The following is a 25,154-nucleotide window of genomic DNA, read 5'->3' on the forward strand; positions in this document are numbered from 1 at the left end:
GGCGCGCGGCCGCGTGCCGTCCGGCTGGCGGAAAGGGCCTGGGCCCGATGCTTAAAGATTAGGCGGTTTCGGCACAAAGCGCGAAGCGACAGCCGTGCCGGCCGGCTTCAGCTCGCGCCGCCGTCCCGCGCGAGCACTTCGTCGCGGTAGTCGGCGGGGCTGCGCCCGCTCCATTTGCGGAACGCGCGGTAGAACGCGCTCGGTTCCGCGAAACCGGTCGCGGCGGCGACATCGGCGATCGTGCGCGCGGGGTCCGCCAGCGCCTCGAACGCGAGATCGCGCCGCAGCGTGTCCTTGATCGACTGGTACGCGTGGCCTTCCTGGTGCAGCTTGCGGCGCAGTGTGGCCTCGGCCACATGCAGCCGCGCGGCCATCCCGCCGGCGCCCGGCCACGCCGCGGGCGGCATCCCGCGCAGCACCGCGCGCACGCGCTGCGCGAGCGCGTTCGGGTTGCGGTACTTGACGATGAAGCTGGCCGGCGCGTTGCGCAGGAACGCCTTGAGCGTCTTCGCGTTTTGCACGACCGGCAGCGTCGCGAATTCGGGATCGAAATCGACATACGAATCGGGCTCGTTGAAGCGCATGTCGTCACAGAACATCGACGGGTATTCGTGGTCGGCGGGTGGCGTGTCGCAGCGGAAGCTCGCATGCAGCAGCGGGATGCGCCGCCCGATCAGCCAGCAGGTGAGCCCGTACACGATGATGAAATAGGTCGCGTACGTGAACATCGCCGGCGTCGCGCCGTTGTTGCGGTGCACGAAGCGCAACCGCACGCGCTGCGGAGTCGCGTCGAGCTCCGCGTGCAGATCGTCGAGCACGCAGTGCATGAAATTCACCGCGCGCGCCATCGCGTGCAGGCCGTCGCGCGCGGACAGCGCCGCCTGGCTCATCGCGATGAAGCTGCCGCTGCGCATGGGGTGGCGATCCTGCCCGAAAAACTCGTCGTCGAGCGTGCGCGCGATCGCGTTCCACAGCGCGCCGTATTGTTGCGCGGACACCCGTGCGCGCGGCTGCCCGAGCAGCGCGGGCGCGATGCCGGCCTGCGCGAGCAGCGGCTCGGCCGCGACGCCGCGCCGGGTCGCGAGCGCGACGCTGTAAGCGACGAGGCTGATCGCGACGGTTCCCTTGTCTTCCTGCTTCATCCGTGCCGCCGGTGTGGCAAAAACGCTCAGTGTAAATGAGCGACGCGAGCATCGAACAGTCGCGCGGGCTTGCCTACACTTGTTGCATCGAAACGCAAGGACGGTCGCGCCCGGCGGCCGCGGGAGACAGCAGCACCATGGACGAGCTTTACACCGAAGACCAGCGGATGATCCGCGACGCCGCGCGCGCGTTTGCCACCGAGATGCTGGCGCCGAACGCGGCGCAGTGGGACCACGACGCGCACCTGCCCGACGCGATCGTCGCGCAGCTCGGCGAGCTCGGCCTGCTCGGGATGATCGTGCCGCAGGAGCTGGGCGGCTCGTATACGGACTACGTGGCCTACGCGCTGGCGATGGAAGAGGTCGCCGCCGGCGACGCCGCGTGCGCGACGATGATGAGCGTGCACAACTCGGTCGGCTGCGGGCCGATCCTCGGCTTCGGCACGCCGGCGCAGAAGGATCGCTGGCTGGCCGACATGGCGTCCGGCCGCGTGATCGGCGCGTTCTGCCTGACCGAGCCGCACGCCGGCTCCGAGGCGAACAACCTGCGCACGCGTGCGGAGTTGCGCGACGGCAAATGGGTGCTGAACGGCGCGAAGCAGTTCGTGACCAACGGCCAGCGTGCCGGCGTGGCGATCGTTTTTGCCATGACCGACCCGGAAGCCGGCAAGCGCGGCATTTCCGCGTTCCTGGTGCCGACCGACACGCCGGGCTTCATCGTCGGCAAGCCCGAGAAGAAGATGGGCATCCGCGCGTCGGATACGTGCCCGATCACGTTCGAGAACTGCGCGATTCCGGAAGAGAACCTGCTCGGCAATCGCGGCGAAGGCCTGAAGATCGCGCTGTCGAACCTCGAGGGCGGACGCATCGGCATCGCCGCGCAGGCGCTCGGCATCGCGCGCGCCGCATTCGACAAGGCGCGCCGCTATGCGGGCGAGCGCGTGCAGTTCGGCAAGCCGATCGCCGAGCACCAGGCGATCCAGCAGAAACTCGCCGACATGGCCGTGCAGATCAACGCCGCGCGCCTGCTCGTGCATCACGCGGCGAAGCTGCGCACCGCCGGGCTGCCGTGCCTGTCGGAAGCGTCGCAGGCGAAGCTGTTCGCATCCGAGATGGCCGAACGCGTGTGCTCGGACGCGATCCAGATCCACGGCGGCTACGGTTACCTGGTCGATTACGAAGTCGAGCGTCACTATCGCGACGCGCGCATCACGCAGATTTACGAAGGCACCAGCGAAGTGCAGCGGATGGTGATCGCTCGGCAGCTTTGAGCCGCGGCGGTTACCCCGGCGACGACATCGCGCGGGGCACGAGGGCAGCGCGGCGAACGCGGCACGCAACGACGTGACCGTGCGCCGCAACGGAGGCAACCGGGCATGGGCTGCAGCGCATGCCCGGTTCGACGCATGGAGACTGGAGGACACGATGACGGTACAGGCATTCCTGGACGCGCGCGACTTTCTGCTGCGCCATCGCACCGACTACGAGACCGCGTACCGCGAGTTCGAGTGGCCGGTGCTCGACGCATTCAACTGGGCGCTCGACTACTTCGACGCGATGGCGCGCGGCAACGACCAGCTCGCGCTGTGGATCGTCGACGCGGCGACGGGCACGGGCGATCCGTATTCGTTCGCGCAGATGTCCGAGCGTTCGTCGCGGATCGCGAACTGGCTGCGCTCGATCGGCGTCGTGCGCGGCGACCGGATCCTGCTGATGCTGCCGAACCGCGTCGAGCTGTGGGACGCGATGCTCGCCGCGATGAAGCTCGGCGCGATCGTGCTGCCGGCCACCACGCAACTGTCGCCCGACGACGTACGCGATCGCGTGCAGATCGGCGGCGCGAAATACGCGATCGTCGACGAGAACGAAACCGCCAAGTTCGAACAGCCGGATCTCGGCCTCGCGCAGAAGATCGTCGCCGGCGCGCCGCGCGCGGGCTGGCTCGCGATGAACGACGGCTATGCGGCGAGCGCCGATTTCGAGCCGGACGCCATCACGCACGCGAACGATCCGATGCTGCTGTACTTCACGTCGGGCACGACGTCGAAGCCGAAGCTCGTCGAGCACACGCACCGTACCTATCCGGTCGGCCATCTGTCGACGATGTACTGGGTCGGCCTGCAACCGGGCGACATCCACTGGAACATCAGCTCGCCGGGCTGGGCCAAGCACGCGTGGAGCTGCTTCTTCGCGCCGTGGAATGCGCAGGCGTGCGTGTTCGCCTTCAACTACGCGCGTTTCGAGCCGAAGGTCGTGCTCGATGCGCTCGTCAAATACCAGGTGACGACGCTGTGCGCGCCGCCGACCGTGTGGCGCATGCTCGTGCAGCAGCCGCTCGCGTCGTTCGACGTGAAGCTGCGCGAGATCGTCGGCGCGGGCGAGCCGCTGAATCCCGAGATCATCGAGCGCGTGAAGAAGGCGTGGGGCATCGCGATCCGCGACGGCTACGGCCAGACCGAGACGACCTGCCTGATCGGCAACTCGCCGGGCCAGCCGGTCGTCGCGGGCTCGATGGGCCGGCCGCTGCCGGGCTACCGGATCGAGCTCCTCGACCCGGACGGCACGCCGGTGACCGAAGGCGAGGTCGCGTTGCCGATCGGCGCGGACGTCACGCGCCCGGTCGGGCTGATGAAAGGCTATGCGAACAACCCCGACGCGACGGCCTACGCGATGCGCGACGGCCACTACCGCACGTCGGACATCGCGATGCGCGGCGACGACGGTTACTACGTGTACATCGGCCGCGCGGACGACGTGTTCAAGTCGTCCGACTACCGGCTGAGCCCGTTCGAACTCGAAAGCGTGCTGATCGAGCATCCGGCGATCGCCGAGGCGGCCGTCGTGCCGAGCCCCGACCCCGTGCGGCTGTCGGTGCCGAAGACCTTCATCACGCTGCGGCAGGGCTACGAGGAGAGCCCCGAACTCGCGCTGGACATCTTCCGCTTCTCGCGCGAGAAGCTCGCGCCGTACAAGCGCATTCGCCGCCTGCAGTTCGCGGAGCTGCCGAAGACGATCTCGGGGAAGATCCGCCGCGTCGAATTGCGTCGCCGCGAGATCGAGCGCGGCGACGATGCCAGTGAACGGATGCCGGGCGAATACTGGGAAGAGGATTTCGCCGCCGAACTGAAGTGACGTGACCGCGGGCCGTGCGCGCCGCATTCCGCGGCCGCCGCCCGCAGCCGAATTGAACCGGCCGCGCGGCGATATCGCGCTTCGCGGCCCTCTGCCAGGAGATTGGATCGATGAACGCGAATTCGAAAGACGTGCCGACGGTCAAGCTGCTGATCGACGGCGCCTTCGTCGAGTCCGCCACGAACGAGTGGCGCGACATCGTCAACCCGGCGACGCAGCAGGTGCTCGCGCGCGTGCCGTTCGCGACCGTCGCGGAAGTCGACGCGGCCGTGCAGGCCGCGCACACCGCCTTCGCGACGTGGAAGAACACGCCGATCGCCGCGCGCATGCGCATCATGCTGAAGTTCCAGGATCTCGTGCGCACGAACCAGCAGCGCATCGCGAAGACGCTGACGGCCGAGCAGGGCAAGACGATTCCCGATGCCGAAGGCGACATCTTCCGCGGCCTCGAAGTGGTCGAGCACGCGTGCTCGATCGGTTCGCTGCAACTCGGCGAGTTCGCGGAGAACGTCGCGGGCGGGGTGGATACCTACACGCTGCGCCAGCCGCTCGGCGTGTGCGCGGGCATCACGCCGTTCAACTTCCCCGCGATGATTCCGCTGTGGATGTTCCCGATGGCGATCGTGTGCGGCAACACGTTCGTGCTGAAGCCGTCGGAGCAGGATCCGCTGTCGACGATGGAGCTCGTCGAACTCGCGGTCGAGGCCGGCGTACCGAAAGGGGTACTGAACGTCGTGCACGGCGGCAAGGAAGTCGTCGACGCGATCTGCACGCATCCGCTCGTGAAGGCGATCTCGTTCGTCGGCTCGACGGCGGTCGGCACGCACGTGTACAACCTCGGCAGCGCGCACGGCAAGCGCGTGCAGTCGATGATGGGCGCGAAGAATCACGCCGTCGTGCTGCCCGATGCGAACCGCGAGCAGGCGATCAACGCGCTCGTCGGCGCGGGCTTCGGCGCGGCCGGCCAGCGCTGCATGGCCACGTCGGTCGCGGTCCTCGTCGGCAACGCGCGCGACTGGCTGCCGGATATCGTCGCGAAGGCAAAGGCGCTGAAGGTCAATGCGGGCGCGGAAGCCGGCACGGACGTCGGGCCGGTCGTGTCGAAGGCCGCGAAGGAACGCATCCTGTCGCTGATCGACGCGGGCGTGAAGGAAGGCGCGAAGCTCGAACTCGACGGTCGCGACGTGAAGGTGACCGGCTACGAGCAGGGCAATTTCGTCGGCCCGACGATCTTCTCGGGCGTGAAGACGAACATGTCGGTCTACACGCATGAAATCTTCGGGCCCGTGCTGGTCGTGATGGAAGCCGACACGCTCGACGACGCGATCGCGCTCGTCAACGCGAATCCGTTCGGCAACGGCGTGGGCCTGTTCACGCAGAGCGGCGCGGCTGCGCGCAAGTTCCAGAGCGAGATCGACATCGGCCAGGTCGGCATCAACATCCCGATTCCGGTGCCCGTGCCGTTCTTCAGCTTCACGGGTTCGCGCGGCTCGAAGCTCGGCGATCTCGGCCCGTACGGCAAGCAGGTCGTGCAGTTCTACACGCAGACCAAGACGGTCACCGCGCGCTGGTTCGACGACGACACGACGGCCGGCCCGGTGAATACGACGATCCGGCTGCATTGAGCGGCGGAGGACACGAACATGAAAATCGGTTTTATCGGCCTTGGCCACATGGGCGCGCCGATGGCGCTGAACCTGCTGAAAGCACGCCATGAAGTACATGCGTTCGACCTGAGCGCCGACGCATTGCGCGCGCTGCAGGACGCCGGCGCACAGGTGGCCGCGTCGCCGCGCGATGCGGCATCGGGCGCGACGTTCGTCATCACGATGCTGCCGGCCGCCCCGCACGTGCGCTCGGTACTCGCCGGCGAGAACGGCGTGCTCGCCGGCCTCGGCGCGGGCGCGACCGTGATCGATTCGAGCACGATCGACCCGGCGAGCGCGCAGGCGTTCGGCGCGCTCGTGCGCGAGCACGGCGGCGCGTTCGTCGATGCGCCCGTGTCGGGCGGCACCGGCGGCGCGGCGGCCGGCACGTTGACCTTCATGGTCGGCGGCAGCGATGCGGATTTCGAGCGCGTGAAGCCGGTGCTCGCGGGCATGGGCAAGAACATCGTCCACTGCGGCGCGACGGGGATGGGGCAGGTCGCGAAGGTCTGCAACAACCTCGTGCTCGGCATCTCGATGGCGGCCGTGTCGGAGGCGATGTCGCTCGGCGTCGCGCTCGGCATCGACCCGAAGGTGCTGGCCGGCATCGTCAACACGTCGACGGGCCGCTGCTGGAGTTCGGATACGTACAACCCGTATCCGGGCGTGATCGAAACCGCGCCGTCGTCGCGCGGTTACTCGGGCGGTTTCGGCACCGACCTGATGCTGAAGGATCTCGGCCTCGCGAACGATGCCGCGAAGCAGGCGCGCCAGCCCGTCTATCTCGGCGCGCTCGCGCAGCAGCTGTACCAGACGATGAGCAGCCGCGGCGACGGCCAGCTCGATTTCTCGGCGGTGATCCGCCTGTACCAACCGGCAACGAAGAAGGACGCCTCATGATCGAACTCGACTACGTCGACGACGGCGCGATCGCGTGCGCGACGCTCAAGCGTCCGCCCGCGAACGCCTTTACCGCCGACGGGCTGCGGCAACTGCAGGAAACCGTCGCCGAACTGAATGCGAACCCGCGCGTGCGCGCGCTGATGATCACCGGCGACGGCCCGAAGTTCTTCAGCGCGGGTGCCGATCTCAACACGTTCGCCGAAGGCGACCGCGCGGTGGCACGCGCGATGGCGTCGCGGTTCGGCGCGGCGTTCGAGGCGCTGCACGACGCGCGCGTCGTGACGATCGCGGCGATCAACGGCTACGCGATGGGTGGCGGGCTCGAATGCGCGCTCGCGTGCGACCTGCGGATCGCGGAGACGCATGCGCAGATGGCGCTGCCCGAACCGTCGGTCGGCCTGCTGCCGTGCGGCCTCGGCACGCAGACGCTGCCCTGGCTCGTCGGCGAAGGCTGGGCGAAGAAGATCATCCTGACCGGCGCGCGTGTCGATGCGGCCACGGCGCTCAGGATCGGCCTCGTCGAGGACGTCGTGGAGTCGGGCGCATCGCGCGATGCCGCGCTGGCGCTGGCACGCAACGTCGCCCGGCAGAGCCCGCATGCGGTCGCTTACAGCAAGGAGCTGATCGGCCTCGCGCGCTGCGGCGTGCCGCGCGGCGCGGCGCTCGCGGTCGAGCGTGAACGTTTCGTCGACCTGTTCGACACGAACGATCCGCGCGAAGGCGTGGCTGCATTCCTCGGCAAGCGCGCGCCGCAGTGGCACAACGACGGAGAGCCGCAACGATGAGCACGCCGGTGACGAATCACGACGCGTTCGCGGAGCACGCACCGGAGGTGCTGTTCCGCGTGGTGAACCGCGTGGCGCTGATCACGCTGAACCGGCCGGCCGCGCTCAATGCGCTGTCGTACCCGATGATCGGCGAGCTGGCCGCGCTGCTCGAGCGCTGCCGTCACGACGACCAGATCGTCGCGGTCGTGCTGCGCGGTGCGGGCGAGAAGGGTTTCTGCGCAGGCGGCGACGTGCGTGCGCTGTACCGGATGGTCGCGCAGCGCGAAACCTGGCTGCCGTTCTTCGTCGACGAATACCGGCTCGACTACGCGATCCATACGTTCCCGAAGCCGGTGGTCGCGCTGATGGACGGCGTGACGATGGGCGGCGGCATGGGCCTCGCACAGGGCGCGGCGCTGCGTGTCGCGACCGAGCGCAGCAAGATCGCGATGCCGGAGACGCGCATCGGCCTCGTGCCCGACGTCGGCGCGACGCATTTCCTGTCGCGCATGCCGGCCGAACTCGAGCTGTACGTCGGGCTGACCGGCGCGATGCTGTCGGGCGCCGACGCACTTACGGCGAAACTCGCGGATCTGTGCGTGCCGTCCGCGTGGCTCGACACGTTCGAGACGCGCATCGAAAGCGTCAAGTGGGAAGGCGATGCGTTGCCGTTGCTGCGCAAGGTGTTCGAGCCGCCGTGCAACGTCGTGCCGCACGCGGCGCTCGACAGCCAGATGCCGTGGATCGTGCGTCACTTCGACAAGCGCTCGACCGTCGAGCGGATCGTCGCGACGCTGACGCAGGATCTTGCACGCGAGGAGCTGTCGCGCGAGCACCGTCAATGGCTGCAGGCGACGCTCGATGCGCTCACCGGCCACTCGCCGACGATGCTGTGCGTGACCCGCGAGGCACTGCTGCGCGGCCGCCAGATGACGCTGGCCGAATCGTTCCGGATGGAGCTCGGCATCGTCGCGCGCGCGATCGAGGAAGGCGACTTCTGCGAAGGCGTGCGTGCGCATCTGGTCGACAAGGATCGCAAGCCGCGCTGGGCACCCGCGTCGCTCGTCGAGCTGCGCGCCGAACGCGTGCGGCATTTCCTGACGTCGCCGTGGAAGCTGTTCGCGCATCCGCTGGCCGATCTCGGCGCGGCGTGATGCTCCGACGCGCCCCCGCGGCGCGTCGGATTCATTTCATCCCATCCCATCCCATCCCATCCCGTCTCACCTCACCGTTCGATCATCGGCGGCACCGCCTGCGCGAGCGCGTCGATCACGCAGCGCGTCTTGCGCGGCAGGTAGCGCGTCTTCGGCCAGATCGCGTGGATGTCGCCTTCGCAGACGAAGCAGCGGTCGAGCACGACCGTCATCTCGCCGCGCTTCACGTAATGATCGAGCAGCCAGCTCGGCAGCCACGCGATCCCGAACCCCGACGCACCGGCCGCCGCGATCGCCTGCACGTCGTCGAAACTGAGCTGGTGCGGCATGTCGACCCGCACCGTCGAGCCGTCCAGCGCACGCAAGTCCCAAGGTTGAACCACGCCCGAGCGTGAATACGCGATCGTCCGGTGGTCTTTCAGGTCGTCGAGCGTCTTCGGCATCCCGTAGCGGGCGAGATACGACGGCGCCGCGCCGAGGCTGCCGTATTGCGTGCCGAGCCGCCGCACCGCGAGGCTCGTGCTGTCCGCGAGCGTGCCGATCCGCACCGCGAGGTCGATGCCTTCCTCGATGAGATCGACGAAACGGTCGGTGATCGACACGTCGATCCGCAAATGCGGAAAGGTGCGCGCGAGGTCGAGCACGATGGGCGTCACGCAGTGATGCCCGAACGCGAGCGGCACGCTCAGGCGCAACTTGCCGCGCGGCTCGTTGCGGCCGCAGTCGAGGTCGGCTTCGGCCGCCTCCAGCTCCGCGAGCGCGCGCACGCAGCGGTCGTAGTACGCCTGGCCGTCGTCGGTCAGGCTCTGGCTGCGCGTCGTGCGCTGGAGCAGCCGCGCGCCGAGCCGCTTCTCGAGCCGCGCGATCGCTTTGCCGACGGCCGAACGCGTCATATCGAGGCGCTCCGCGGCGAGCGCGAAGCTGCCCGATTCCACTACCTGGACGAAGGTCGTTACACCGTCGAGTCTGTCGGTCATGGGCGGGATTGAGTCCTGTAATTCCCCAGTCTGGAGAAATCCGTGCGTCAATGGGGATGAAGATTCTCACTATAGTACCGATTCCTGTTCAGCGTGCGTCGCCGGCCGCACGCGGAGCATCCCTCTTACCTGGAGGCGCGCGGCCCGTTGCCGGGTCGCGGCGCAATACGCATGACGCAATCCGACTCCCGCAGGAATGCGGTCGCGCTCGCGGCCGTCTGTCTCACGTCGCTGATGTTCGGCCTCGAAATCTCGAGCGTGCCGGTGATCCTGCCGACGCTCGAACACGTGCTGCATGGCGATTTCAACGGCATGCAGTGGATCATGAACGCGTACACGATCGCGTGCACGACCGTGCTGATGGCCGCCGGCACGCTCGCCGACCGGTTCGGCCGCAAGCGCGTGTACGTGATCGGCACCGTGCTGTTCGGCGCGACGTCGCTGCTGTGCGGGCTCGCGCCGAACGTGCCGGTGCTCGTCGCGGGGCGGCTGCTGCAGGGCGCCAGCGGCGGCGCGATGCTGATCTGCCAGATTGCGGTGCTGTCGCACCAGTTCCGCGAGGGCCGCGAGCGCGGCCGCGCGTTCGGGATCTGGGGGATCGTGTTCGGCATCGGGCTCGGGTTCGGGCCGATCGTCGGCGGCGCGATCGTCGCGCTGGCAAGCTGGCCGTGGGTGTTCCTCGTCCATGCGCCGCTCGCGGCCGTCGCGCTCGTGCTGATCGGCGGCGCGGTGCAGGAGTCGCGCGATCCGCACGCGGGCAGGCTCGACGTCGCAGGCATCGTCACGCTGTCGCTCGCGGTGCTCGGCCTGGCGTTCTACATCACGCAAAGCGCGGCGCTCGGGCTGACCAGCGCGGCCGGCCTCGGCGTGCTCGGCGCGACCGTGCTGGCGCTGGCCGGCTTCTTCATCGCGGAACGCGCCAGTGCGCGGCCGATGTTCGATTTCTCGGTGTTCCGGATTCGCGCGTTCACCGGCGCGATCTTCGGTTCGATGGGGATGAACTTCAGCTTCTGGCCGTTCATGATCTACCTGCCGATCTGGTTCCAGGTCGCGCTCGGCTACGACAGCGTGACGGCCGGCCTCGCGTTGCTCGCGTACACGTTGCCGACGTTGGTCGCGCCGCCGTTCGGCGAACGGCTCGCGCTGCGCTACGGGCCGGGCGTCGTGATCCCGGGCGGCCTGTTCACGATCGCCGCGGGGTTCGCGCTGATGCGGATCGGCAGCGCGGCCGACCACGCCAGCTGGATCACGATGCTGTCCGGCTGCGTGATCGCCGGCATCGGGCTCGGGCTCACGAATACCCCCGTGACCAACACGACGACGGGTGCGGTGCCGAGCTCGCGGGCCGGGATGGCGTCGGGCATCGACATGAGCGCGCGGATGATCTCGCTCGCGCTGAACATCGCGGCGATGGGTTTCGTGCTGCTCGCGGGGATCGTCGCGAGCCTGAAGGGCGGCGTCGCGGGCACGATCGGCGATGCGGCGCTGCGCCGGCTCGCGCAGGAGATTGCGTCGGGCCGCACGGACGGATTGCACGAGATCGCACCGGCGCTCGCGCAGGCCGACCCGAGCGGCGCGGCGTTGCACGCGGCGCTCGTGCACGGATTCGGCTGGGTGATGGTGTACGGCGCGGCGGGCGTGGCCGTGCTCGCGACGGCGAGCGCGGTGGCGTTTGCGCCGGCGCGGCGCAGAGCGCCCGTGTGTGAATGACACCGCGCCTGATCGGCGCGGCCGGCCCGGTGCGCGCTTCGGTCAGGACATCCCGCCGCCGAGCGCGCGGTACAGCGTCATCTGGTTGTTGAGCCGGTTCAGGCGCGTCAGTTCGTCGGCGCTTTGCGCGTCGCGCAGCCGCTGCTGCTGGTCGAGCCACGGCTGCACGGCGGTCGCGCCGGCCGCGAAGCGCGCGGCGGCCAGCTGTTCGGCGCGCTGCGCCTGGGTCAGCGACAGCGCGCGCTGCTCGGCTTCGCGTTCGAGCTGCACACGCGCCGACAGCGCGTTCTCGACTTCCGCGAGCGCCGTGTAGAGCTTCTGGCGGAACCCGACGACGGCTTCCTCGTACTGCGACTTCGACACCTTGATCTGCAGCTGCATCGTGTTCCACTGGATGAACGGCAGTGCCAGGCCGAGCCCGAGCGTGCCGACCGGATTCATCAGCACGCGCTCGAGGCTCGTGCTCGACGTACCGGCCTGCCCGGTCAGCGTGAAGGTCGGATAGAAGCTCGTGCGCGTCGCGTCGACTTGCGCCAGCGATTCGCGCAGCCGGAATTCCGCTGCGCGCAGGTCGGGACGCCGGCCGAGCAGGCTCGCGGGCAGGCCGGCCACGACTTCCGGCGGCGCCGCGACGGGCAGTGCGGATGGCTCGGCCGCGCGCTGCTGCGGCGGCCGGTCGAACAGGATCGCGAGCGCGTGGCGATTCTCGGTGCGCTGCTGGATCAGTTGCGTCTGCGCGGCGCGTTGCGCGGCGAGGCTCTGTTCGGCCTGCGCGAGATCGAGCCCCGACACGGCGCCGGCCGTGTGCCGCGACCGCACGACCGCGAGCGTGCGGACTGCATACGCGATGTTCGCGTCGCCGAGCGCGATCTGCCGGTTCAGATAACCGATCTGCCAGTACAGCGACGCCGTCGTGCCGATCAGCGACAGCCGCGCGGCTTCGAGATCGGCGGCCGTCGCGTCGGCTTCCCAGCGCGCGGCGTCGCGCAGCGCGGCCAGCCGGCCCCACAGGTCGATTTCATAGCTGAGCGAACCGGTCACGCCGCTCGTCCGGCTCATCCGGTGCGTATCGAGCGTGCGCGACACGGCGCCGTTCGCGCCGACCGACACGTTCGGCGTCAGGTTCGTATCCGCGAGCCCGGCTTGCAGTTGCGCGCGGTACACGCGGATCGCCGCGATCGCGAGGTCGTTGTTGGCGCGCAGCGCATCGTCGATCAGCGCATCGAGTTGCGGGTCGCCGAAGCTGCGCCACCAGTCGCGTGAGGTGGCCGGTGCATTGGCGGAAACCGGTGCCTCCCAGTTCGCGGGCATCGCGACAGGGGGCAGCGGTTCGTGGCGCGCGCCGGCGCAGCCGGCGAGCAGCGCGGCCGCGCACGTGACTGCGCCCAGGCGGTGAAGCGGTGAGGAATGCGTCATGACAGGTCTTTCTTCAATCGCGCGCAAGCGCATCGATCGGATCGAGCCGCGATGCATTGCGCGCGGGCATGAAACCGAAAATCACACCGGTGAGCGTCGAGCAGACGAACGCGGTCACGATCGCGCCGGCCGAGAACACCATCTTCCACTGTGCGACGAACATCGAGAACAGCGCGCCGAGCCCGAACGACAACGCGATGCCGATCGTGCCGCCGAGCAGGCAGACGAGCACGGCCTCGACGAGAAACTGCTGCAGGATGTCGGACTGGCGCGCGCCGACCGCCATCCGGATGCCGATTTCGCGCGTGCGCTCGGTGACCGACACCAGCATGATGTTCATCACGCCGATCCCGCCGACGACGAGCGAGATCACCGCGATCAGCGACAGCAGCAACGTGAGCGACTGGCCGGTCTTCTCGACGGTCTTCACCACGCTGTCCATGTTGTACGTGAAGAAGTCCTTGCGGCCGTGACGCTGCGTCATCAGCTTTTCGAGGCTTTTCTCGGCGGCGGCGCTCGGCTGCCCGTCGCGCACGCGCACGGTGATGCTGTCGAGATAACGCTGCCCGAACAGGCGCCCGCTCGCGGTGGTGTACGGCACCCACACGTTCAGGCTCTTCACGCTGCCGAACGCGCTCTTCTTGTCGGCCGTCACGCCGATCACGACGCACGGCACGTTGTCGACCAGGATCACTTCGCCGATCGGGTTGCGCGTCGCGCCGAACAGCTTGCGGCGCGTGTTCTGGTCGATCACGGCCACCTGCACCTGGCGGCGCACCGCGTCCTCGTCGAACGCGACACCCAGCGCGAAGCGCATCCCGCGGGCCTGGAAGAAGCGGTCGCCGACGCCGCTCACGAGCGCGTTCACGTCGACGTTGCGGTAGCGCAGCAGCAGCGTGCGCGACGTTTCGGGCGTCGCGCTGTCGACGTACGGCTGCTCGGCGAGCGCGGCGACGTCGGCCGGCACGAGCGTCTGGATCGCGTCGGCGCGGCTGTCGCCCCAGTCGGTGCCCGGATAGAGGTTGATCGTGTTCGTGCCGATGCTGCCGATCTCGTCGAGCATGTAGCGCTTCGCGCCTTCGCCGATCGCGACGATCGACACGACGGACGTGATGCCGATGATGATGCCGAGCATCGTCAGCAGCGTGCGCAGCCGGTGCGACACGAGTGCGATCCATGCCATCCGGCAGGCCTCGGCGAAGCGGCCGGAGCCGGCGGCGAAGCGTTGCGTGCGCGTGCCGGGTTCGGTATCGGCGTGCGCCTCGGTGTCGACCGGTGCGGGCGGCGGTAACGTGTCGTGGCGATCACGGGCGGGTAGTGCGCTGGCTTCCGCTTCGGTCGCTTGTACTGCTTCCGCTGCGTCGACGCCCGCTTCCGCGAGCGCTTCCGCATAGTGCCGATTCGGCCGGTCGGCGACGATCTCGCCGTCGCTGATCTCGATGATGCGCTTCGCGTGGCGCGCGACGGCCTGGTCGTGCGTGACGATGACGATCGTATGGCCGAGCGCGTTCAGCTCGTGCAGGATGCGGATCACGTCCTGGCCGCTTTTCGTGTCGAGCGCGCCGGTCGGTTCGTCGGCGAGGATCACCTGGCCGCCGTTCATCAACGCACGCGCGATGCTCACGCGCTGCTGCTGGCCGCCGGACAGTTGTCCGGGCCGATGGTGCGCACGATCCGCGAGCCCGAGGCGTGCGAGCAGTTCGCGTGCGCGTGCGTGCCGTTCGGCGCGCGGCGTGCCGGCATAGATCGCGGGCATCTCGAGGTTCGCGACGGCGTCGACGTGCGGCAGCAGGTGGTAGCGCTGAAACACGAAGCCGAAATGCTCGCGACGCAGTTGCGCGAGCTCGTCGCTGTCGAGCATGTGCGTGTCGCGGCCGCCGACCGTGTAGGTGCCTTCGCTCGGATGATCGAGGCAGCCGAGGATGTTCATCAGCGTCGACTTCCCGGAGCCCGACGCGCCGACGATCGCGACGATCTCGCCCGCGTGGATCGACAGGTTGACGTTGTTCAGGACAACGACATCCTTGTCGCCGGCCGGAAAGCGTCGCGTGACGGCAGCGAGTTTCAGCAGGGGCTGGCTCATCGTCACACCACGTCCGCCAGCGGCGCGTGGTCGTCACCGGCCGCTTCGCCGATCACGACGCGGTCGCCGTCCTTCAGGCCGGCCAGGACTTCGACGCGCACGTTGTTGTTGATGCCGATGCGGATGCTGCGCGTTTCCGTGCTGCCGTCGGCGCGCAGCACGCGCACCGCGTAGGTGCCGTCCTTGCGTTTTTCGCCGAGCGCGGCGGCCGGAATGCTGAGCGCGTTGCGGGCGTTGCCGAGCACGATGTTGACTTGCGCGGTCATCGAGATGCGCAGCCGATGCTCGGGGTTCGGCACTTCGAACAGCGCGTTGTAGAACACGGCCGAATTCGGCTTCGTGCCGCCGCCCGCACCGCCGCCGAGCGGGCTCTGCGCTTCGGCATAGTTCTGCGGCGCCGGCTCGATCGCGCGCAGCTTGCCGTAGTGACGCTTGTCCGGTTCGCCGAGGATCGTGAAATACGCGGTCTGGCCGGCACGCACGCGGATCACGTCGGCTTCCGACACCTGCGCCTTCACGGTCATCGTGTCGAGATCGGCGAGCTTCAGGATCACCGGCGCCTGCTGCTGCGCGATCACGGTCTGGCCTTCCTGCGTGACGACCGCGACGACCTCGCCGTCGATCGGCGCGACGATGCGCGTGTAGCCGAGGTTCGCCTGCGCGGTCTCGATCTGGATGCGGGCCGAGCGGATCTGCGCGGCGAGCGACGCGAGGGTCGCACGCTGCACGTCGAGCGTCGCGCGTGCGGCCTCGAACGATTCGCGCGAGGTCGCATCGTCGGGCAGCATCGCCTGCTGGCGCTTGAACGCGAGTTCCGCCTGCGTGAGTTGCGCGGCGGTCGATTGCTGTTGCGCGCGCAGGCTTTCTTCGCTGGCGCGCGCCTGGCGCAGCGCGTTTTCCGAGATCACGGGATCGATCTCGGCGAGCCACTGGCCCTTCGTGACTTTGTCGCCGAGCTTGACTTTCAGCGATTTCAGCTGCCCCGACACCTGCGCACCGACGTCGACCTGCTTGAAGGCCTGAAGCGCGCCGGTCGCCAGCACCGCGTTCTCGAGATCGCCGCGCGAGACGGGCGCGGACAGGTATTGCGGATGCTTGTCGGGCGCGCACGCCTTCAGCGTGACGCCGGCGGCGATCGCCACGACGGCAAGGGTAGCCAGCACGATGCGCCGGCGGCGATGGGTCTTCTGAGTCATGAGCGTGCGGCGAGGATCAGGCAGTGCCGGCGATGCGTGCGGCCGGGCGGGACGATCCGGTCGGCGTCGCCTGTCGGGCAGGTTGCCCGCGACGGCATCCGCGTACGCATCGCGCGGGCGTGCCGAGTCGAATCAGCCGCTCATGGTAAGCGAGGACATCACGCCAAATCGTGTGGAAATTGTGCTGAATTGTGCGAACGCCGCGCCGGAGCGGAGGCCGTGCGGCGCGATAGCCGCGGTCGGTGAGCGCGGCGGGCGAGGGGCCGCGTGCGTGTCGCGGCGTGCGCTGACGTGCGTTAGCGCTGCGCCGCGACGAGCGCCATCATCGGCCGGTCGCGTTCCTCGTCGAGCGCGGGCAGCGCATCGACCTGCGCCTGCGTCGGTCCCCATTCGTCCAGATGCGTGAGCGTGAAGCCGCTGCCGATCAGCAGGTTCACGAGCGTGCCGAGCGTGCGGTGCTGCTTGACGACGCCCGGCGCGAGCCAGTCGGTCACGCGTTCGCCTTCATGCTGGTAGCCGTCGAGCGGCCAGGCGCGGTTGCCCTGCGCATCGACGACGAAGCCGGGCCGGCGCGGCGCCGTATAAATGGGGTGCTCGATCGAGAACACGAGCCGCCCGCCGGGCACGAGCGCGCGATGAATCGTGCGCAGCAGCGTGTCGAGGTGCGCGACGTAGTGGAAGGCGAGCGAGCTGTAGGCCAGATCGAACGCGGCGTTGGGCAACGCGAGCGTTTCGAGATCGGCGCGGCGGTACGTGATCGCCGGGTGCGCGGCGGTCGAGGCCGCGCGTTCGAGCATGCGCTCGGAGACATCGATGCCGAGCACGCTTGCCGCGCCCTGGTCGGCCGCCCAGCGGCTGAACCAGCCGTAGCCGCAGCCGAGGTCGAGCACGTTGCGGCCGCGCAGGCCGGGCAGCAGCGCGCGCAGCGCGGGCCATTCGGGTGCGCCGTCGAGGCCGTGAATCGAGCGGTTCAGGCGGCTGTAGCCTTCGAAGAAGGCCGGGTCGTCGTAGATGTTCTGCGTCATGCGTAGCGCCTCGTGCGGGCAGGGTGCGCGGTGCCGCACGCCCGATCCCGCGAGCTTACGCGCGCTGCCCGCTCGCGTCGATCCGGCGTTGCGTGTCGGCGTCGACGATGTCGCGGATCGCGCTGAACAGCGGCGCGGCGTCGGTGTAGCGGCGGCCGTAGCCGAGATTGAACGCGTAGTCGAAATCGGGCGGGTTGCTGCCCTGGTTGTGCTGCAGGATCGTCTCGAGCTTGTCGAGCGCCTTCGCCGCGCGTGCTTCCGGCGTCGCCGCCGCGTCGTATTCATCCCACAGCGCGACGATCTCGTCGCGCCGCGCGGGATCGATCGATGAGGTCAGCGTCAGCAGGTCGTCGCGTTCTTGCGCGCTTTTGTCGGGGTGCGCGGCTTGCTCGATCGCGGGAATGTCGCCGTGCAGCGCCTCGCCGAGATCGTGGACGATGCACAGCTTCAGCAGCTTCAGCGTGTCGATGCCGGGCAGCGCGTCGGCGAACACGAGCGCCATCAGGCACAGCCGCCAGCTGTGTTCGGCCGTGCTTTCCGCGCGCCCGGACGACGTGTGGCCGCTGCGCAGCACATCCTTCAGGCGTTCGGCTTCGCGCAGGAAAGCGAGCCGCACGTGGATCGTATCGGGGGTCATGGTCGGCGTCCTTGCGATGAGCCGCCTAGCGTAATGCGGGTGGGCGCGGGTCGTCCACGCATGAAATATGCGTGGCGGGGGGCGCTTTGCCGCGCCGCTACTTCACAAAAAGTCCGGCCCAGCAGAACAGCGCGAAGAAGCCCGTTTGAATACCGACGATCAGGCGGAACAGCCAGGGGCTGCTGCGGCGCGCCACCCGCCTGCCGCCGGCGTTGGCCACACCCGAGCGAAGCGCGACCAGCACGGCGGCGCCCGTATAGAGAAGGAACGCGACGATCACGAGTTCTCGCATGACAAGCGTCGACATGTGGCATCTCCCTTGGGCGTGCTGCCATTCACGTTGGTATTGGTTGCGTGGCATGCCGGACACGTTGAAGGTTGCCGCACCGTTGCCGGTATGCGGTGCTTCATCGCGACCCGGCAATCACGCATCCTGGAGCGTCTCCACGAGCCGCACGGCCGAGCCGTCCGACAGCGTCATCCGCGTCCACCGGCACATGCTGCCGCGGATCGGTACGACGCGCGATGCATTCGCACCGGTGTCGAATTCGACGCTCGGCGGCCCCGCGTGGTCATGCCAGCCGAGCGTGTCGAGCGCGGTTTCCATGCGGACGATCTCCGGCGTTGCGTAGCGCCACAGCGACGTGCCGAGCAGCATCGACAGCGGTTGCGAGAATTCGGCCGCGCGCGCCGGAGAAGAAGCGAGCAGGCGGTGCGTGAGGTCGCACACGAGGTGCATGCGGCCCGCGCTGCCCGAGACGAGCCGCGCGAGCGCGTGATCGCCGGCCGAATCGAGGCGCGCGGCGAGCAGCCGCTCGGCGGTCGCGCGCTCGTCGGGCGACATCTGCTGGCGGCCGGCTTCCCAGCGCGAGATCGTCGATTGCGCGACGCCGAACAGCTCGGCCGCATGGCTCTGCTTGACGCGATGCAGCGCGCGCCAGCGCTTGAGTTGCGGGCCGAGCGGCGGGGCGTGAAGCGGTGAGGCGGTCATGGTGGTGCTCCGTTCGGGGTGCGCATCGCGCTCGCGCCGCGTTGCGGCGGCGATGGAGGGAATCGTCATTCCGTTGGCGCCTGAATCGTGACGAGTTCGACAGGGACCAGCGCGGCGCCGCCGAGGACAAGATCGCCGTCGGCGGTGGCCGTGATCGGCGTGGGTTCGATCGCGAGATTCATGATTGCCACGGCCTCCGTCACATGCCGGGCATCAATCGTGTAGGGCCGGTCGAGCAGCTGCGCTGCCACCTTGGGCGGTATCTCGAAGCCTTGGGTGGCGTAACGCATTCCGGCGATGCTGCCTTCGAGCGCGAGACCGTCGTGTACGACGACAAACCCATGCGCGGCCGCCGTTACCCGATCGATTGCTGAAGCGCCGTCCGGCAGCACGACGCGGAAATGGCCTTTGACATGGCCGCCCACCGCCCGGAATCCGTTGAACGACCAACGCAATGATGTCCGGTAGCTTGCCGACATGGCGGATCGCAGCGAGTCGGGCAGATCGAGGACGAAGTGGACGGGGCGGCCCAGCACGATCAGCTTCGCATGGTCTTTCGTGACCATGAAGCCGGATACCGCTTCATCGTACGGCTGTTCCCGAACCAGCCCCGACTTGAAAAACGGATCCTCGGGCGGCGGCTGTTCCGTGTGTACTGGTGGTTCGTGGCAGCCCGGCAGCGCGATGCAGCCCGCGATCAAGGCGGCGTGCCAGCACCGGCGTGCGATCGATATGGTCATGGTCTTGTCCCGTCTTGTGCGGTTCGGTTCTTTCGATGCCCTCGTAGCGGGATTCTGGCGGATCCACTGCGCGTTGTCGAACGGGAAATCTGCCGTGGCAGCAGTCGATGGCCCCTGACCGTGCCGTGCCGACGACGTTGTCGCCGCCGCTTTCAACCGTCTCCGCCATATCTTATTATTCGGCCAGTGCGGAGGGATACCGGCCACCCACGGTCATGTCGAGGCATGACGCGCCGGTACGAATTACCGCTTTTCGGCTAGCACTCTGCACGAGGCACGGTCGAAACGACAGGAAACGCGTGACCCGCGCGTATCCAAAAAAAATGACGAGAGCACGCGATGGTACGACTGGTCTTGCTGCTGCTGGGCATCGAATACTTGCGCACCCGCTGGCGCGGCCTGACCGTGCTCGGCTGGGTGTGGGTCGTCGCGGGCGTCGTGATCTTCGTCGATGCGCTCGACGGCGCGTTGCACTTCCCGATTCAGATCTTTGCGTGGCTGTTCCTGATCGAGGGGCTCGCGACGCTTGCCGTGGCCGGCAGCGGCGTCGGCGGGCAGCGCATCCTGCGCTACGTGAAGGGGATCGTGGTCGTGGTCGCCGCCGGGCTCGTGTTCGCGGGGCATCACCATGGCCATTTCCTGCTGTCGATGATCTTCGGCACGCTGTTCCTCGTCGACGGGCTGCTGCAGTGCACTGCAGCGTGGATGGTGCGCTATCGCCGCTGGAACGTCGCATTCGCATGGGGCGTCGTTGAGATCCTGCTGGCGATCTTTTTCTACCAGCCGTATCCGACGCACTACGTGGGTACCGTGCCGTACTGCCTCGGGCTGCTGCTGATGTTCGGCGGGATGCACATGCTGAGCCTCGCCGCGCGCGTGCGGCGGCTGACGCGCAATCCGGCGTTCGCGACGTCGCCGGCGCCGGCGCTCGCGCCCGATCTCGACGACGCGCGCGACCGGCCGCATTTCGCGCAATCCGAATGGGACGGCCCGCCGGCCGACGGCGAGCATGCGCTCACCGTGCACGTGTGGACGCCGACCGGCACGTCGAAGGCCGAAGCGCAGCGCTATCCGGTGATCGACCGCTATATCGCGGCCGTGGACGTCAACGGTGTGATCTCCACCGGGCACGCGGCGCTGGAGTCGCCCGAGGGCGTCTATATCAGCCTGTATCCGGGCGTCGAAATCGATCGTTCTCCGGACGAATTCACGCGCATCCTGCGCGCGACCCGCGAAAACGACGTACCGGGCTTGTTCCAGCCCGACTACGCGACCGAATCGAAGGCGTGGTGCCCGTCGACCGTGCGCGTGCGGATCCGCAACTACGATCCGTCGAAGCTGGATGCCTTCTGGACGTCGTACCGGCAGAACGTGACGTACAACCTCACGCATCGCAACTGCTCGAGCACGGTGTCGAACGCGCTCGAAGCCGCGCTCGACGGCGCGGTGTGGCGGCTGAAGGGCGCGCGGGCCGGGTGGGGCGCGTTCGTGCGGCTGCTGCTCACGCCGGAGCTGTGGGTCGCCGCGCAGATCCGCAAGCGCGCGGTGACGATGGCCTGGACGCCCGGGCTCACGCTCGACTATGCGCGCGCGCTGAGCATGCTCGCCGACCCGCGGCCGTTCGCGTGGTGGAAGGTCGCGCGCTCGGCCGTGAAGGCGATCATGACGTCGCGCCGCACGTGGCGCGAGCAGGACCACGCGGCGCTGTCGCCCGGCGGACCGGAGGCAGCGTCGATGAAGTGAGCGCATGCCGCCGGACGCGGGCCCGGCGTCACTGTGGCCGCCACCGTGCGGCCGCGCGAGGTTGCCCGCCACGAGACCCCCCAACGTAAACAACAATGAACAAGACGAGAGCCTTCCGCATCCTGATTCCCGCCGCGCTGGCGCTGACGAGCGCCGGCTTCGCGCAGGCGAGCGCGGACGAGGTGCCGCGCATGAGCGACGACGTGTACCGCATGTCGGTGTCGTTCTGCTCGAACGTCGCGGCCGCCGAGAAGATCGAGTGCCAGGGCGACATGATCGCCGCGGGCAGCCGGATCGTCGCGGCGATCGGCGGCCTGCCGCCGGCCTCCGCCACGTCGATCGACGAAGGCGCGCGCAACAAGCTGCCGGCGGCGGAGCGCAAGGGGCTCGCGCCGGTCGAGCCGCGCGCGATCGACAAGGATGACGACCTCGCCGGTCTCGCCGGCATGGTGCGTCTGTGCGACGTCTACGAATCCGAACCGGCGTCGCGCGCGCGGCATCACGCGGCGCTGAAGCAGCAGGCGCCGGACGCTGCACCGCGCGTCGAGGCGTTGCTGACCGATGCGTCGACGGCGGCGCGCCAGCGCGTCAGCATCGGCGTGTGGCAGATCCTCGCGCTCGAAGGCCCCGAATCGATCACGCGCGCGTGCACGCAGCTGGGCGCCGGGTCGTGACGGGCGGCGTGCCGCCAGTATGGCGGCACGTGTCGGCCGTGTGAGGCAGCGCGCGACGCGACGGTGGGTATCTGCACCCGCGCCGCCCGACTTCTTTCGTCCACCTTCACATTCGTGCCACGTTGCATCGGCAACAATCGCGGACAGATATTCGACAACCTTGCGGCGCATCCCGCGACCGCAAGCCTTTTCCGAGGAAACGCCATGCTCAAGACGCTCGCCCGCGCCGCTGCCGCACTCGCCGTCGCTTCCGCTTCACTGCACGCCACCGCGCAGACCAGCTACGACTACCTGTTGCTCGCCGCGTCGTGGGAGCCCGGCTTCTGCGCGTCGCACGACACGCCCGAATGCACGAACCTCGCCGGCACGTACGCGGCAACGAGCCTGTCACTGCATGGCCTGTGGCCGAACAACTACGACGGCAACCAGCCGTTCTACTGCGGCGTGCCGCAGAACGACATCGACCTCGACAACGCGCACCAGTGGTGCAGCATGGACGCGTACCCGATCAGCAGCGCGACCCGCAACACGCTGTCGACGTACATGCCGGGCGTCGCGTCGTGCCTCGACAAGCACGAGTGGTTCAAGCACGGCACCTGCTCGAATTCGGCATCGCCCGATGCGTACTGGAACCAGGCATCCGGCATGATCAGCCGGCTCGGCAACACGTCGTTCAACGCATTCCTGCAGGCGAACGCGGGCAAGACGGTCACGCGTAACCAACTGCTGTCGGCGTTCGAAGGCGCGTTCGGCAGCCACACGCGCAGCGCGGTGTCGCTGAAGTGCACGAAGACGAACGGCGTCAGCTACTTCACCGAAGCGTGGATCGCGGTGAAGACCAATGCGACCACGCAGTTCCCGAGCGCCGCCTCGCTCGTGACGGACGGCAATACGCAGGGCACGTGCCCGACGTCGGGTGTGTATATCGCGAAGTAACGGGGAAGGAAGGGGCGGTGCGCGCGACATCGGGCGCGCCGTCGCTTGTTACGGCTTCGGCGGGAGGCCCGACCACAGCAGCCGGGCCAGTTCCGGTGCGTCGAGTTGCGGCTCGTGTTCGTCGATCGCGTCGGGCAGTGCATGCCACGGCACCGCCGGATTCCGGTGATGCTGCAGATGAAGGTTGATGTGATACGGCCACACGAACACGCGGCCGATCCAGCCCGTTCGCCATGAATACGTCCAGTCGGCCCAGCCGGGCGTCGCGTGCGGGCCGCCGCTGTGCTCGGCCATGCTGCGGATCTTCTGCAGCAGGACCGACAGCGTGAGCAGCGTCACGAACCACAGCGCGGCGACCAGCAGGATCGTCTGCACGGTACAGGCCCATACGAGCAGCGCGACGATGACTCCCCACACCGCCGCGGCTGCCAGGAACGGCCGGCCGAGCCGCGTGTTCTGTCCGCCCGCGCGCCGGAATGCCGCCATGTTGCGCACCATGTTCAGCACGAGCAGGTCGCCGAGGAACTGCCGCGCAAGCGGCCATGCGTCGAGCGGCCGGAACTGCCACGGCTGGTCGTGATAGAGGAACTGCCGCTCCGGGTCCTGCGCGGTGCCGAGATGCCGGTGATGCGCGAGATGCAGCGGCCGGTAGAACTCGATGGGCACGAGCCCCGGCACGCCGATCGCGACGTTGATCAGGAAGTCGTTGAAACCGCGGCGGCGCGTGAGGTGATAGTGGGTCGCGTCGTGATACAGGATGAACAGCGCATGCTGCCGCGTCGCGACGACGAGTACGGCAAGCGCATACAGGTACCACGCGCCGAGCGCGGTGGCCACCCGGATCGCCACGACGATGCACGCCCATTCGAGCAGCGCGGCCGCCATCGTGCGCAGGTCGACTTTGGTGCGCAGCAGCGCGAGCGTGAGCGCGCCGGCCGCGATACCGGTCGCGCCGCCCCATGCGACGTCGGCGGCACGATGCTGGCCGGTGGTCAGGACCGTCACCATCAGCAGCGCGCTCCACGCGGCGAACAGCACGGCTGACCGTTGCCGCAGCGCCAGCAGCACGATGGCGATCGCGACCGGCAGCGCGACGTGCCCGCTCGGCGACGCGGCAAGCGGCGTGTCGATCCGCTGCAGCCACGCGATCCAGCCGTCATGAGCGGGCGGCCATGCGACGGCGGTCGGATGCAGCAGATGGCACACGAGGCAAATGCCGGCCGCGAGCGTGCCTGCGAAGAGCGCCGGCAGCAGCCATGCACGGCCACGCCCGAGCCACACGAGCGCGGGCATCACGAACAGGTAGCTGAGGTAAAGCGGCACGGTGCCGGGCAGCAGCGGAACCGCGCGATCGAGTGTGCTCGCCGGAATGATCGTGACCGGCCCGAGCGGCAGGTGCGTGACGAAGGAGTAGAACGCGCCCGTCACGACGAGATAGGCGACGAGCAGCCGCCATGGCCGGGCGATCGGCGCGTCGTTCGCATCCAGGCGGGAACCGGCGTTGGACATGGCGGGAGCAGGCGAGTAACGGGCTATCATAGCAAGCTGTTCAGTCTTGCAGGAGTACCCGATGGAGTTGCGTGCCACCGCCGTCGAACGTGCGGCCCTGGGCCCGGACGACATCGACCGGATGTTCTCGTTGTATGCGGCGTCCTATTGCGACACGGTTCGTGCGCAGTTCGACCGCGACCTCGGCGACAAGACGCACTGCATCGTGCTGCGCGACGGCGGCGGCGCGATCCAGGGCTTCTCGACGCTCAAGCAGTACGAGACACGCTGGCGCGACGCGTCGATCCGCGTGATCTTTTCCGGCGACACGATCATCGATCCCGCGCACTGGGGCACGCAGCATCTCGCGTTCGCGTGGATCCGCCACGCGGGCGACGTGTGGCGGCAGGCACCCGCCGTGCCGCTGTACTGGTTCCTGATCTGCAAGGGGCATCGCACCTATCGCTACCTGCGCGCGTTCGCGCGCGACTACGCGCCGCGTGCCGATCACCTGACCGCTCCGGTCACGCAGGACCTGATGGATTACCTGGCCGCGAGCCGCTACGGGCACGCGTACGACTCCGCCACCGGCCTGCTGTCGTTCGACACGCCGCAGGGCCGGCTTGCGCCCGTGCTCGCGGAGGTGCCGGCCGCGCACCGGCGGCTGGCCGACGTCGACTACTTCCTCGCACGCAATCCCGGCTACGCACAGGGCGACGAACTCGTGTGCCTGTGCGAACTGTCGGCGTCGAACCTGCGGCCGCTTGCGCGCCGGCTGTTCGACGGGGTGTGAG

The 25,154-nt window shown here is 68.6% G+C and carries 22 protein-coding genes; 11 read left to right on the forward strand and 11 right to left on the reverse strand.

Translation table 11 applies throughout. From position 1 onward, the window contains the following. Window positions 1-107 precede the first annotated feature (107 nt). Window positions 108-1,142: an AraC family transcriptional regulator gene (locus LGM56_RS01745; RefSeq protein ID WP_226202396.1), complete on the reverse strand. Its 1,035-nt coding sequence runs from the start codon at window positions 1,140-1,142 to the stop codon at window positions 108-110. Between the two features lie 137 nt (window positions 1,143-1,279). Between LGM56_RS01745 and LGM56_RS01750 the strand changes: the two genes are divergently transcribed. The 6 genes from LGM56_RS01750 (at window position 1,280) to LGM56_RS01775 (ending at window position 8,744) form a co-directional block, all read left to right on the forward strand. Then, the gene (locus tag LGM56_RS01750) at window positions 1,280-2,413 is read left to right on the forward strand and encodes an acyl-CoA dehydrogenase family protein (protein ID WP_089429048.1); all 1,134 of its coding nucleotides are present in this window, start codon (window positions 1,280-1,282) and stop codon (window positions 2,411-2,413) included. A gap of 154 nt (window positions 2,414-2,567) precedes the next feature. After that, window positions 2,568-4,274: an AMP-binding protein gene (locus tag LGM56_RS01755; RefSeq protein WP_226202398.1), complete on the forward strand. Its 1,707-nt coding sequence runs from the start codon at window positions 2,568-2,570 to the stop codon at window positions 4,272-4,274. A gap of 110 nt (window positions 4,275-4,384) precedes the next feature. Beyond that, window positions 4,385-5,899, forward strand: coding sequence for a CoA-acylating methylmalonate-semialdehyde dehydrogenase (locus LGM56_RS01760; protein ID WP_226202400.1), 1,515 nt, complete (start codon window positions 4,385-4,387; stop codon window positions 5,897-5,899). An 18-nt stretch (window positions 5,900-5,917) separates the two neighbouring features. Next, window positions 5,918-6,820, forward strand: coding sequence for a 3-hydroxyisobutyrate dehydrogenase (mmsB, locus tag LGM56_RS01765; protein WP_226202402.1), 903 nt, complete (start codon window positions 5,918-5,920; stop codon window positions 6,818-6,820). Further along, the gene (locus LGM56_RS01770) at window positions 6,817-7,608 is read left to right on the forward strand and encodes an enoyl-CoA hydratase (RefSeq protein ID WP_226202404.1); all 792 of its coding nucleotides are present in this window, start codon (window positions 6,817-6,819) and stop codon (window positions 7,606-7,608) included. The genes mmsB and LGM56_RS01770 overlap by 4 nt, the downstream gene beginning before the upstream one ends. Continuing rightward, window positions 7,605-8,744, forward strand: coding sequence for an enoyl-CoA hydratase/isomerase family protein (locus LGM56_RS01775; RefSeq protein WP_226202406.1), 1,140 nt, complete (start codon window positions 7,605-7,607; stop codon window positions 8,742-8,744). The genes LGM56_RS01770 and LGM56_RS01775 overlap by 4 nt, the downstream gene beginning before the upstream one ends. Window positions 8,745-8,815: 71 nt before the next feature. On the opposite strand, the gene LGM56_RS01780 is transcribed toward LGM56_RS01775, so the two are convergent. Then, the gene (locus LGM56_RS01780) at window positions 8,816-9,721 is read right to left on the reverse strand and encodes a LysR family transcriptional regulator (protein ID WP_226202409.1); all 906 of its coding nucleotides are present in this window, start codon (window positions 9,719-9,721) and stop codon (window positions 8,816-8,818) included. Window positions 9,722-9,892: 171 nt separating this feature from the next. Between LGM56_RS01780 and LGM56_RS01785 the strand changes: the two genes are divergently transcribed. Beyond that, window positions 9,893-11,431: an MFS transporter gene (locus LGM56_RS01785; RefSeq protein ID WP_226202411.1), complete on the forward strand. Its 1,539-nt coding sequence runs from the start codon at window positions 9,893-9,895 to the stop codon at window positions 11,429-11,431. A 42-nt stretch (window positions 11,432-11,473) separates the two neighbouring features. Here the strand turns inward: LGM56_RS01785 and LGM56_RS01790 are convergent, their stop codons facing one another. From LGM56_RS01790 to LGM56_RS01825, 8 genes are all read right to left on the reverse strand, one after another. Then, on the reverse strand, window positions 11,474-12,847 hold the full coding sequence (locus tag LGM56_RS01790) for an efflux transporter outer membrane subunit (RefSeq protein ID WP_226202413.1): 1,374 nt from the start codon (window positions 12,845-12,847) through the stop codon (window positions 11,474-11,476). Window positions 12,848-12,860: 13 nt separating this feature from the next. Beyond that, the gene (locus LGM56_RS01795) at window positions 12,861-14,930 is read right to left on the reverse strand and encodes a MacB family efflux pump subunit (RefSeq protein WP_226202416.1); all 2,070 of its coding nucleotides are present in this window, start codon (window positions 14,928-14,930) and stop codon (window positions 12,861-12,863) included. Window positions 14,931-14,932: 2 nt separating this feature from the next. Continuing rightward, window positions 14,933-16,126, reverse strand: coding sequence for an efflux RND transporter periplasmic adaptor subunit (locus LGM56_RS01800; RefSeq protein ID WP_226202418.1), 1,194 nt, complete (start codon window positions 16,124-16,126; stop codon window positions 14,933-14,935). A gap of 296 nt (window positions 16,127-16,422) precedes the next feature. Beyond that, window positions 16,423-17,151 carry a class I SAM-dependent methyltransferase gene (locus LGM56_RS01805; protein ID WP_226202420.1) on the reverse strand — a complete coding sequence of 243 codons (729 nt, stop codon included), beginning with the start codon at window positions 17,149-17,151 and terminating at the stop codon, window positions 16,423-16,425. A gap of 55 nt (window positions 17,152-17,206) precedes the next feature. Next, complete coding sequence (locus LGM56_RS01810; protein ID WP_226202422.1) at window positions 17,207-17,788, reverse strand: HD domain-containing protein; 582 nt, start codon at window positions 17,786-17,788, stop codon at window positions 17,207-17,209. 97 nt (window positions 17,789-17,885) lie between these two features. Further along, window positions 17,886-18,095 (reverse strand): hypothetical protein, encoded by a 210-nt coding sequence (locus LGM56_RS01815; RefSeq protein ID WP_226202424.1) that lies wholly within the window; start codon window positions 18,093-18,095, stop codon window positions 17,886-17,888. A 117-nt stretch (window positions 18,096-18,212) separates the two neighbouring features. Further along, window positions 18,213-18,779 carry a helix-turn-helix domain-containing protein gene (locus tag LGM56_RS01820; protein WP_226202426.1) on the reverse strand — a complete coding sequence of 189 codons (567 nt, stop codon included), beginning with the start codon at window positions 18,777-18,779 and terminating at the stop codon, window positions 18,213-18,215. A 65-nt stretch (window positions 18,780-18,844) separates the two neighbouring features. After that, a complete protein-coding gene (locus LGM56_RS01825; RefSeq protein ID WP_226202428.1) occupies window positions 18,845-19,519 on the reverse strand; it encodes a hypothetical protein in 675 nt (224 codons plus the stop codon). Between the two features lie 339 nt (window positions 19,520-19,858). On the opposite strand from LGM56_RS01825, the gene LGM56_RS01830 reads away from it, so the two are divergent. The 3 genes from LGM56_RS01830 (at window position 19,859) to LGM56_RS01840 (ending at window position 22,872) form a co-directional block, all read left to right on the forward strand. After that, the gene (locus LGM56_RS01830; RefSeq protein ID WP_089496439.1) at window positions 19,859-21,262 is read left to right on the forward strand and encodes an HdeD family acid-resistance protein; all 1,404 of its coding nucleotides are present in this window, start codon (window positions 19,859-19,861) and stop codon (window positions 21,260-21,262) included. A 95-nt stretch (window positions 21,263-21,357) separates the two neighbouring features. Continuing rightward, window positions 21,358-21,936: a hypothetical protein gene (locus LGM56_RS01835; protein WP_226202430.1), complete on the forward strand. Its 579-nt coding sequence runs from the start codon at window positions 21,358-21,360 to the stop codon at window positions 21,934-21,936. A gap of 204 nt (window positions 21,937-22,140) precedes the next feature. Beyond that, window positions 22,141-22,872 carry a ribonuclease T2 gene (locus LGM56_RS01840; protein ID WP_226202432.1) on the forward strand — a complete coding sequence of 244 codons (732 nt, stop codon included), beginning with the start codon at window positions 22,141-22,143 and terminating at the stop codon, window positions 22,870-22,872. Window positions 22,873-22,920: 48 nt separating this feature from the next. Here LGM56_RS01840 and LGM56_RS01845 read toward each other — a convergent pair whose 3' ends face one another. After that, complete coding sequence (locus tag LGM56_RS01845; protein ID WP_226202434.1) at window positions 22,921-24,381, reverse strand: fatty acid desaturase family protein; 1,461 nt, start codon at window positions 24,379-24,381, stop codon at window positions 22,921-22,923. Between the two features lie 61 nt (window positions 24,382-24,442). Between LGM56_RS01845 and LGM56_RS01850 the strand changes: the two genes are divergently transcribed. Then, entirely contained in the window at window positions 24,443-25,153 is a 711-nt protein-coding gene (locus tag LGM56_RS01850) for a hypothetical protein (RefSeq protein WP_089496442.1), read from the forward strand. Window position 25,154: the final 1 nt, after the last annotated feature.

The organism is Burkholderia sp. AU38729, from assembly GCF_020419725.1.
Taxonomy (GTDB): domain Bacteria; phylum Pseudomonadota; class Gammaproteobacteria; order Burkholderiales; family Burkholderiaceae; genus Burkholderia.